The sequence below is a fragment of the Streptomyces sparsus genome, assembly GCF_054776295.1.
This window is the reverse complement of the sequence record NZ_BAAHCA010001483.1, coordinates 1-798: the sequence shown is the minus strand read 5'-3', so window position 1 is coordinate 798 and position 798 is coordinate 1. Positions and strand designations below refer to the sequence as shown.

Annotated in this window: 1 protein-coding gene; it reads right to left on the bottom strand. The window is 73.3% G+C overall.

The genetic code is table 11. From position 1 onward, the window contains the following. The coding region (locus tag ACYVE9_RS29160; RefSeq protein ID WP_461030881.1) for an acyltransferase family protein at positions 1-620 on the bottom strand (620 nt) is incomplete at its 3' end. Positions 621-798: the final 178 nt, after the last annotated feature.

The window sequence follows — 798 nt, the reverse complement described above, 5'->3', positions numbered from 1 at the left end:
GTGAGCACGAGCACGCCGCCGGCGGCCGCGGACGTCGAGCGGGCCCGCAGCAAGCCGCCGCCCGAGCCCTGGCCCAGTTTCCAGCCGAGCAGGAAGAACGGCAGAAAGGTGATCGTGCGCGAGGCGGAGAAGGTGGAGCCGAACTCCTCGAAGTGGCCGACCAGCAGTGCCGCCGCCACGGACAGCGTCAGCGGGTACCGCAGTGCCGCCAGGTACGGCAGGGCGACGCGCCAGGCCAGCAGCGACAGCAGGAACCACATCGCCCAGGGCGGTTCACCGGCGAAGAACGTCCAGTCGCCGTAGAGCCAGCGCAGCTGGAGGGTGTGCAGCAGGCCGATCAGCAGGTACGGCAGCGCGATCGACTCGGTGAGGCGTCGGGCCTCGCGGGCGTTGAGCGGGCCGGCGGTGCTGAAGTAGCCGGCCACCATGACGAACACCGGCACCCGGAGGGCCCAGCTCGCGATGTACAGCCAGCGCAGGCCGTTGAGTTCGCTCAGCGACTCCACGGTGTGGCCGACCACGACGAGCGTGCCGGAGAGGAACCGCACGTTGTCCCAGTGCGGGTCCCTGCGGCCGGTGGCGCCGCCCGTCCCGTGCCGCCGCCGCGGTGCCTCGGGCACAGCCACTCCGTTCCGCCTCCCTGTGGTTCGTCGGGCAACCCGGGGGACGGTAGTGACGGCGTCGCCGAGCTACGCGGCCAGCGGGCGTCAACGGGGTGAACACCGGGTGGCACCTCGGGGGCGGCTCTCCCGCAGCCGCCCGGGAGCCGGGGCGCGGGCCCGACGCCCGCAGCCGTCC